This window comes from Tabrizicola sp., assembly GCF_051645465.1.
Lineage (GTDB): Bacteria > Pseudomonadota > Alphaproteobacteria > Rhodobacterales > Rhodobacteraceae > Tabrizicola.
In genome coordinates this window covers 1-9,134 of record NZ_JBOFBI010000191.1, presented here as the reverse complement: position 1 = coordinate 9,134, position 9,134 = coordinate 1, and the positions used below count along the sequence as shown (strand labels likewise).

The 9,134-nt window shown below is 60.4% G+C and carries 6 protein-coding genes and 1 pseudogene; 5 read left to right on the top strand and 2 right to left on the bottom strand.

Annotated elements, in window-relative coordinates:
* A pseudogene (locus ACRCSW_RS12480) lies at nucleotides 1-262 on the bottom strand (PadR family transcriptional regulator); the annotation flags it as partial.
* A 91-nt stretch (nucleotides 263-353) separates the two neighbouring features.
* Between ACRCSW_RS12480 and ACRCSW_RS12475 the strand changes: the two are divergent.
* The 5 genes from ACRCSW_RS12475 to ACRCSW_RS12455 all read left to right on the top strand — a co-directional run bounded on the left by ACRCSW_RS12475 (nucleotide 354) and on the right by ACRCSW_RS12455 (nucleotide 7,494).
* A complete protein-coding gene (locus tag ACRCSW_RS12475; protein WP_438705525.1) occupies nucleotides 354-965 on the top strand; it encodes a nicotinate-nucleotide adenylyltransferase in 612 nt (203 codons plus the stop codon).
* A 207-nt stretch (nucleotides 966-1,172) separates the two neighbouring features.
* On the top strand, nucleotides 1,173-2,651 hold the full coding sequence (dacB, locus tag ACRCSW_RS12470) for a D-alanyl-D-alanine carboxypeptidase/D-alanyl-D-alanine endopeptidase (protein WP_438705523.1): 1,479 nt from the start codon (nucleotides 1,173-1,175) through the stop codon (nucleotides 2,649-2,651).
* Between the two features lie 268 nt (nucleotides 2,652-2,919).
* Nucleotides 2,920-4,485, top strand: a complete 1,566-nt coding sequence (locus ACRCSW_RS12465; RefSeq protein WP_438705521.1) for an ATP-binding protein — start codon at nucleotides 2,920-2,922, stop codon at nucleotides 4,483-4,485.
* Nucleotides 4,486-5,075: 590 nt separating this feature from the next.
* Nucleotides 5,076-5,795: an OB-fold-containig protein gene (locus tag ACRCSW_RS12460; RefSeq protein ID WP_438705519.1), complete on the top strand. Its 720-nt coding sequence runs from the start codon at nucleotides 5,076-5,078 to the stop codon at nucleotides 5,793-5,795.
* 40 nt (nucleotides 5,796-5,835) lie between these two features.
* Entirely contained in the window at nucleotides 5,836-7,494 is a 1,659-nt protein-coding gene (locus ACRCSW_RS12455) for a flotillin family protein (protein ID WP_438705517.1), read from the top strand.
* A 230-nt stretch (nucleotides 7,495-7,724) separates the two neighbouring features.
* Here the strand turns inward: ACRCSW_RS12455 and ACRCSW_RS12450 are convergent, their stop codons facing one another.
* Nucleotides 7,725-8,744: an FRG domain-containing protein gene (locus ACRCSW_RS12450; protein ID WP_438705516.1), complete on the bottom strand. Its 1,020-nt coding sequence runs from the start codon at nucleotides 8,742-8,744 to the stop codon at nucleotides 7,725-7,727.
* Between the last annotated feature and the right edge of the window lie 390 nt (nucleotides 8,745-9,134).

Here is a 9,134-nt window from a genome sequence, read left to right as displayed (position 1 = left end):
CGCGGGCGGTGGGGGCGATCCAGAGGCGTTTCACCTCGGCATTGGGGACGCTGAGGGCGACGCAGCCGACGGGGCTGCCGTCGGCGGTGGCCATGAGGAAGAGGCCGTTCGGGGGGCGGTAGTCGGCGGGGTCGGCGGGTGGGCCGGGGTCGAAGCCGGTCGGGAAGCGGCGGTCAAGCTCGGCGAAGTATTCGGTGAGGCAATGGGTCGCCTGCGGCGAGGCCGGGTCGGCGGGGGCGAGGTCGATGTTGGCGGGCTTCATTGTGCGCTCTCGGGCCCTGCAGAACGAAATCGTTGCGACGACCTCATTTTTCCGTTCCATGCAGGGCTTCGGTTGGTCTAGCCATGAGCGGATGAAACAGGGTTTCCCGATCGCTCACAAGGGCATGGTGATTGGCCTTCTTGGCGGGTCGTTCGATCCGGCGCATGAGGGGCATGTCCATATCAGCCGCGAGGCCTTGAAGCGGATGGGGCTGGATCAGGTGTGGTGGCTGGTCAGCCCCGGCAACCCGCTGAAGGCGCGGCAGCCGGCGCCGATGGCGGAGCGGTTGAAGCGCGCTCGGGCGGTGATGAGCCATTCGCGGGTGAAGATCACGGCGCTGGAGGAGGTGTTCGGGACGCGGGCGACGGCGGATACGATCGACCGGCTGAAGGCGGTCTATCCGGGGGTCACTTTCGTCTGGCTGATGGGGGCGGACAATCTGGTGCAGTTCCATCGGTGGGAGCGGTGGCGCGATATCCTGCGATCGGTCGCCGTGGGGGTGCTGGCGCGGCCGGGTTCGGGTGTGACCGCGCGGTTGTCGGTCGCCGCGCGGGCCTTCCGGGTGCATCAGGTGGCGCGGGGCGAGAACCTTCGGGGGCGGAAGCCGCCGGTCTGGGCTTTCGTGAACCTGCCGCTAAATGCGGCCTCGTCGACCGAGATAAGGGCGAAGGGGGGGTGGCGGTCGGGCCGGGTTTTGAAATGAGCGCCCTGGCAGGCGCAAGTCTTGTCTCGCCTCCGACCCAGGGCCAGTTGGCTTCGGCAAAGAGCCTCCGGCGGGGATATTTGGACAAAGATGAAAGGGCAGCCAGTGCGGTGCTGACCGTCTTGTGACCGGGCCGGGCGGAACGCCGGTCTGGCGGAATCCTGGCAATCGGGTATCACGCATGCTGGGAATCGGGAGAGCGATGCAGTGATCACGCGGCGGATGATGCTGGCTGGGCTTCTGGCGGGAGTTGCGGTCCCGGCTGTTGCCGAGATCATGAACAGCTCACCCCGCCCGGTGCCGCGGCCTGGGTTGGCGGGGGCCAAGCCAGCGGCCGCAAGCGCATCGGCCGGGGATGTCTCGGCGCTGATCGCGGCGGCGAAGCTTGGGGGCGAGGTTGCCTATGTGCTGGCCGATGCGAAGACCGGCGCGGTGCTGGCGGCACGGCAGCCCGATCTGGCGCTGCCGCCGGCCAGCGTGGCAAAGGCGGTGACAGCGCTTTATGCGCTGGACCGGCTGGGGGCGGAGCATCGGTTCGTGACGCGGGTGCTGGCGACGGGGCCGGTTTCTGGTGGGATCGTACAGGGGGATGTTGTGCTGGCGGGCGGGGGTGACCCGACGCTGCAGACGGATCAGCTGGGCGATCTGGTGGCGCGGCTGGCTGCGAAGGGTGTGAAGGGGGCGACGGGGCGGTTCCTGTATTGGGAGGGCGCGCTGCCGGTTCTGAGGGGGATTGCCGAGGATCAGCCGGCGCATGTGGGCTACAATGCCGCGATCTCGGGGCTGAACCTGAACTTCAACCGGGTGCATTTCGAATGGAAGCGGGCGAACGGCGACTGGCAGGTGGCCGTTGATGCTCGGGGGGAGCGGTTTCTGCCTGAGGTCGGGATGGTCAGGGTCAGCGTCGCCGCGCGCGAGGCGCCGCTTTTTACCTACGATCCGGGACAGGTCGAGCAATGGACCGTCGCTTCGGGGTCTCTTGGCAACGGTGGAAGCCGGTGGCTGCCGGTCCGCAATCCGGGGCGCTATGTGGCGGAGGTGTTCCGGACGCTGTGCCGGGCTCAGGGGATCAAGCTGGAGGTTGGGGAGCGGGTCGGGGCGCTGCCTGCAGGGGAGGAGATCGGGCGGGTGGAGAGCGAGACCTTGCCGGAGGTTTTGCAGGACATGCTGAAGTTCTCGACCAACCTGACGGCGGAGTGTGTGGGGCTTGCGGCTTCCGGGCTTGCGGGGCTGGAGGCGTCGGGGCAGGCGATGTCGGAGTGGGTGCGGCAGGCGTTCGGGGAGAGCTTCGATCTGTATGACCATTCCGGGCTTGGCGGGGTCTCGCGGGTCACGGCGGCGGGGATGGTGCGGGTGCTGGTCGCGGCGGAGAAGGGGAAGCGGGGGCTGAAGCCGATCCTGCGGGATGTGGGGATGAAGGACGACAAGGGGAAGGTGATCGAGGGGCACCCGGTGAAGGTGCTGGCGAAGTCGGGGACGCTGAACTTTGTCTCGGGGCTCGCCGGGCATGTGGTGCCTCCGGGCGGTCGGGAGCTGGTGTTCGCGATCTTCTCGGGCGACCCGGCGCGGCGGGATGCGGTGCCGGTGGGGGATCGGGAGGAGCCGGAGGGGTCCTCGGCCTGGACCAAACGGGCGCGGCGGCTGCAAGGGCAGCTGGTCAGCCGCTGGGCGGGGGCCTATGGGTGAGGTTTGTGGGGGCCGCAAGGGGCTCCGAGTGGGTGTCCCACGGTGGGACAGGTGGGTAAGGGGTTGATTTTGTTGGGGGAGTGGGGGCGGTAAGGGTTTGTTAAGGGGGTTGGGGAACGGTGAAATCGCGTACGCCAAGCCTACCTGCTATCAACCTGAAGTAACATCACCTAGTATGTCGAGCGTAGGTCGACACACCACATATAGAATCAGGCAAAGTTCTATATATGGTATGTCGACCCGACCTCGACATACTAGATGTGGAAAAATGACCGATAACCAGTTGAGCCTTCCCTTCGACGAACCGTTCTCGGTCAGCGACCAACCGGCTTTGTGGACGCCTAGGGACATCTGGGTGCGTTTTACGCAGAGAATGATTTCGTTTTTTGTAGAAGATCGCAGGATCGATTATAAATCGACAGTCAAGATACATTTTGATGACTTAGCGGCGTACATGAGCTGCTTTTCAAATACCCCGGATGGTGGAGTACTGTGTTACGGGGTTGCTGACGATGGCACGGTCCAAGGCTGTAAGCGGCTGGATCAGAAGACTCTCAATGAGATCGAGAAGTGCCATACTCAAAAGTGCCCGACTGCGAAGCCAGAATTTAAGCGTGTTCCAGTAGTAGTTGATGGAGAAGATGACTTCCTAATCCTCGTCTACATACCTTACATCGGAAAACTAGCAGAAACAAATAAATCAGAAGCTTGGATTCGCTATGGGGATACCAAGCACAGAATGTCAGAAGAAGAGAAGCGAGATTTCAGAGCTACTAGAAACGAGGTATCGTTTGAGCTGGATCGCGCACCATATACATATCCCAATGACTTCCATCGGTCAATCATTCAGGACTTTTGCGACGAGTTTCGCAGGCGCGAACAGCGGAGTGATTGGTCCAATGAAGAAGTCCTAGTTGATCGGCATCTAATTGAAAAAAGCGGTGACCAATACTTTCCACTAAATACGCTAGTACTACTCGCAGCAAAAGACCCCGGGCGGACTATCCCCGGATGTCGCGTCAGGGTCCAGAGGTTTGACGGTGAGCGCGAAGGCTCTGGTGAAAACTACCGTCCTATTAGAGACCGCTTTTGTGAGGGGTGTGTTGTCGAAGTAATCCAGAAAGCACAAAATGCCATCGAAGAGGCGCTTCATACTGTAACTTGGCTGAACAGTGATGGAAAGTTCGTAACTACGCCAGAGTACCCGAAGTGGGCTTGGTTTGAAGCGTTGGTAAACGCTTGTGTCCATCGTTCATACTCATTTTCAGGTACTGACACAACGATTAAGATCTATAGCAATAGAATGGAGATTGAGAGCCCTGGAGGGTTTGTGCCTCCGGTCAATGAGAAGACGATCTACGCCCTACGCGCGTCCAGAAATCATCATTTCATGGATGCAATGCGTTATCTTGGCTACGTGCAGATGGCAAGAGAAGGTACCAGACGGATAAGAGATAGCATGGCAGAGTACAACCTTCCAGAGCCCCAGTTTCGGCAAGAAGCGCTTCACGGAGTGGTCGTACGGGTCATACTACAGAATGACCACCAGGTTCGTAGCAGGTCGAGCGATAGAGAAGTTGCCATGCACTTCGGGGTAGAACAATGGAAACTCATGCAGGACCATGAGATAAAGATAGCTGCGTATGCGTTTAGAAATGAAGCGGTACAGGTGTCGGAGGCTCAAAGACTAACGGGGCGCACTTGGGCAACGTCAAAGAAGGATCTTGACCGGCTATGCCGCAAGGGTATTCTAGTGTTTGTTCAAGGTGACTATGCGAGAGATCCGAAGGCCCATTATCGCCTCGCTAAAGAGCGATCTCAAGTGGACTCCTAGTTAACGTCGTGCCTCATTCGACCGGAGCGGCGGTGTATCTTCCGGTCCCCGTGAACCACTGCTGTTTTCGAAGCATAGCATCCAAGTTTGGCCCCTTTGGCCCGGAATCGATGGCGAAGCCCGCCGGGCCGCGCCCTCCTGCCCCCTAGGGACGGCGCTTTGCAGCGTCTCAAACCCGAACTGCGGTGGGAGGGCTGGTACCATAAGGCGCCTACGTCGGCCGTTGGGGCGCCCACCCGATGGACGGTGCGGCCCTTTGGTGGTGCGGGGTGGACAGGATGGTGGGGTAGAACCCCACTTTACGGGATGGTGCGCATGAATGCACACGCTGCGGGGCGCGGTGGGTGGTGTTGAGCTTTGGTGCGCCATGAATGCGCACCCTACGCGGTGGGTTTTGCCCTTACGCCCCCATATGCGGTACCCCCGCGCCATGGCTTGGAGGCAAGCTGCCTTCCGCAGCGCTGCTTGGACTGAAGCGCAGGGGCGGCGGTCTGAGGTCCAAAGAATTGATTGCGAACTATTGAATTCGGGGGAGGCCAATCACACTCTTGTGACGGTTGGGCCAGTCAGTGCCCTTAAGGAGGCAAGGCGTGTCGCTTTTGTTGTCAATGCCTTATGTACCGTTTTCGTTGGCTCTGGGTCTGCTGCTGGCCCTCTTGCTGCTTGAGACGGCAGCCCTGCTGATCGGCGGATCGCTCTTTGGTGCGAGCGACGGTCCGGACCTTGACGTTGGGCTGGAGGGGGCAAGCTCGGCCTTCGATCTTGATCCTGGAGAGATTCCAGACGTTGACGCCCTTCTTTCCGCCGCCGACAATACCGCCGATGTTCCAGAAGCGGCCGCTCCTTCCGGCTTTGCGGGTCTGCTCGGCCTGGGAGCGACGCCGTTCATGGTCTGGTTCGCGGCGGCATTGCTTGGCTTTGGAGTTACCGGTTTTGTCTTGCAATCATTGGTCACGACCGTCTTTGGAGCGCCCCTGGCAGCGGGCCTTGCCGGGCTTGTGGCTCTGCCCTTCGGCCTGGGGTTTGCGCGCAAGTTCTCCGGGGTCTTTGCGCGATTTCTGCCGAAGTACGAAAGCTCGGCCACGTCGCTCCAGTTCATGGGCGGGTTGCGGGGCAAGGTCACCCAAGGCGTGGCGCGCCGTGGCGTGCCGGCTGAAGTCCGGCTTCATGATCGGCATAACAACGTGCATTACCTTCGCTGCGAACCCTTCGGCGATGCCGACGAAATCACCGAAGGCAGCGAGGTGCTGACGGTGCGCCAGCGCGTTACCCCAGTTCAGTGGGCGATACGTATCATCGCGATCGGCTGAACCCCGGTCTTTCGCAACCCTTCGTGAATGGAGCCCTTCGATGTCCTTGTACGCCTTTCTCATCATAGTTGGCGCAGTCCTGGCTTTCCTGCTGCTGATCGGTCTGATCCTGGGCAGGCTTTACCGCCGCGCGACCCGGGAGGTCAGTCTGGTCAAGACCGGAGCGGGCGGAAAGCGCGTGATCATGGACGGCGGTGCCATCGTCATCCCGCTGCTGCATGAAATCAGCCCGGTCAACATGAAGACGCTGCGGCTTGAGGTGAAGCGGGCCTCGGAAGGTGCGCTGATCACCAAGGACCGGATGCGCGTCGATGTGGGGGCGGAGTTCTACGTCTCGGTTCAGGCGACCGAGGACGGCATCAGCCGGGCGGCGCAGACGCTGGGGGACAAGACCTTCAACGTGGACGGGCTGCGCGAGATGATCGAGGGCAAGCTGATCGACGGTCTGCGTGCGGTGGCGGCGCGCATGACGATGGATGAGCTGCACGAGAACCGGACCTCGTTCGTGCAGGAGGTGCATAATGCGGTGTCGAACGACCTGTTGAAGAACGGGCTGGAGCTTGAGTCGGTGTCGCTGACGGCGCTGGACCAGACGCCGTTCTCGGCCCTGGATGAGAACAACGCCTTCAACGCGGTGGGTATGCGGAAGCTGGCCGAGGTCATCGCGACGTCGAAGAAAGAGCGGGCACAGATTGACGCCGACGCGGATGTGGCGGTGCGCCGGTCCGCGATGGAGGCGGAGAAGCTGAAGCTGCAGATCGATCGGGACGAGGAAGAGGCGCGCATCGCGAGGACGCAGGAGGTCGAGGTGCTCAAGGCGGCGCAGGAGGCCGAGATCGCCCGGTCGCGCGAGGCTGCCGAATCCGAGAAGGAGCGGGCCCGTATCCGCCGCGAGCAGGACATCGAGACAGCCGAAATCGCCCGCGCCCGCGCGATGGAGGAAGCGCAGATCACGAAGGAACGCGAGATCGAGGTTGCGAACCAGGAACGGCAGATCGTCATCAACGAGAAATCGGAAGCCGAGAGCCGGGCGCGGGCGAGTGCCGATGCGGCGCGGGCCGAGGCGATCAAGGCGTCCGAAGCGATCGAGACGGCGCGCGCAGTTGCGCAGGCTGAGCGGGAGAAGGAGATCGCGGTGATCGATGCCCGCCGGGAGGCCGAGCGGGAAGGGACGCGCCTGCGCCTGGCCGCCGAGGCCGAGCGGGAAGCCGCAGCCGACCGTGCCGCCGCGCTGCGCGAGGAGGCTCAGGCCGAGGCGGATGCCATCACGATCCGCGCCGAGGCGAAGAAGGCCGACCTTCTGGCCGAAGCCGAGGGCAGGCAGGCGCTAGCGAATTCCGAGAACACGCTCTCGTCCGAGATTGTCGCCATGCGGATCGCGCTGGCCCGCCTGGAAGCGATGCCGAAGATCGTGCAGGAAATGGTGAAGCCCGCCGAGAAGATCGACTCGATCCGGATCAATCACATCACGGGGCTTGGGCACGGGTCGCAGGGTGGCGGTGGCGAGATGAACGGCAAGGCTCCGGTCAACCAGGCTTTTGACGCCATGCTTGGGGCGGCGCTGCAACTGCCGGTCATGAAGAAGCTGGGCGAAGAGATCGGGATCAGTATGGATGACGGGCTGGCAGGCCTGCTGAGCGATCCAAAGCCGAACGGGACGCCTGCCGCGATGCCCAAGCTTGCGACCGAAAAGAGCTGACCTTGAAAGACCGCCCGTCCGGCGGGGCATGTGGTGCCGCCGGGCGGGGGGCTATGGGTGAGGTTTGGGGGGCCGCAAGGGGCTCCGGGCGGGTGTCCCACGGTGGGACAGGTGGGTAAGGGGTTGATTTTGTTGGGGGAGGGAGGGCGGTAAGGGTTTGTTAAGGGGGTTGGGGTGGTGGATTGGGACCGGCTCTACAATTGTTCTAAGAAAAGTTCGAAAGGACCAAGTTAAGTCGTTCCTTCACCATACAACGAAAAACCCGGGAAATCCGGATAAATCGTAGAATGAGTGTATCCATATATTTGCATAAGTTTACTCTGTATTTCCTTCTTGCCTTTTGAAGTTATTCGAATGCTATAGATTGAATTCTTCGTGTTTTCACGTATGGATTTCGTTGGAAATGGCTTTGGCTGTACAGCTATGCAGGTGATGCGCCGAGTTTCATCAATGGTCAGCCGCGAGGACGGATCTGATGGATGCGTTAGCTGAAATCCAGCATGCCGAACTTCCAAGGCTGAGTCGAGGTAACCCTCCCTTAGTGAGGTCCCCACAATTCCGCCAAAGATGAACCCACCGTTCTGCGCGGCAATTCTGGCATCAAGCGATGGTGGGCGCCAAGCATAGAAATGACTACTCCACTCATGCAGCCAATCAATCATGAAGTTTCTTCGAAAAACTGTAAGGCCGGAATGTCCTCGTCGCTCTAGATCATAATACTGAGTTAAGATGAAGCTATCGCTCCACGGAATATCTAGTGAGTCCTCCCAATTTCGAAGCGACTTCGTTTCGTTTATTAGTCGATCAGTCACATCAATTGCAAAGAGACGCGCATCAGAAGTTTCGTGAGCACTATCTTTTTCTGTTGCAAAGAATGCTCCAACCAATGCATTGAATGTTATGTCCAAAAGGCGAGTTGGGGAGCCAAAATGTTGAAGCATGGCTAGCTGAGAAAGAATGGAAAGTCTTCCGCTATTTCGTTGAGAGTGCAGCCCCCACCTTCGAAGATCCCTCAGGATGGTCTTTTCAAGTTCTGCAAAAGCATTTTCTGTTACTCGGCTGGGGCGGCGAGCAAGATAATTTCTATATAACTTGCTATGCAAAGCCCATGTTGCGTCCTTCTGACCACGCCAGACCAAAGTCCGCTCAGCCCTAATTGCCGCCTCGGAGATAAGTACGATTTTTGCATGAAGCTCATCGTAGTCTTTCGCCGTCTCCTCATATCTAGTCCAGAATACTGACGGGTCCATTTAGCTCCTTTGAGGAAGGGTCGCGGGTAGTGTCGTCGAATATGTTAGCGTTGTGAATCCGGGTCGGTCAAGGTTCCCTCGGTTCGATTGGTGCACACTTGATCGTGGAAGTAGATGCCACTTTGGCCCGGAATCAAGGGCGAAGCCCGCCGGGCCGGGCCCTCCCTCTCCCTTGGGAGGACGCTTTGCAACGTTGCTCACCCGAACTTCGGTGGGAGGGGTGGCACCATAAAGCGCCTACGTCGGCCGTTGGGGCGCCCACCAGAGGGAGGGCGCGGCCCTTTCGTGGTGCGGGGTGGTGGGGGTTTGGGGTCGTGTCATCCCCGCGGAAGCGGGGACCCATCCTATGCCAGAAGAAGATGGGTCCCCGCTTTCGCGGGGATGACACGA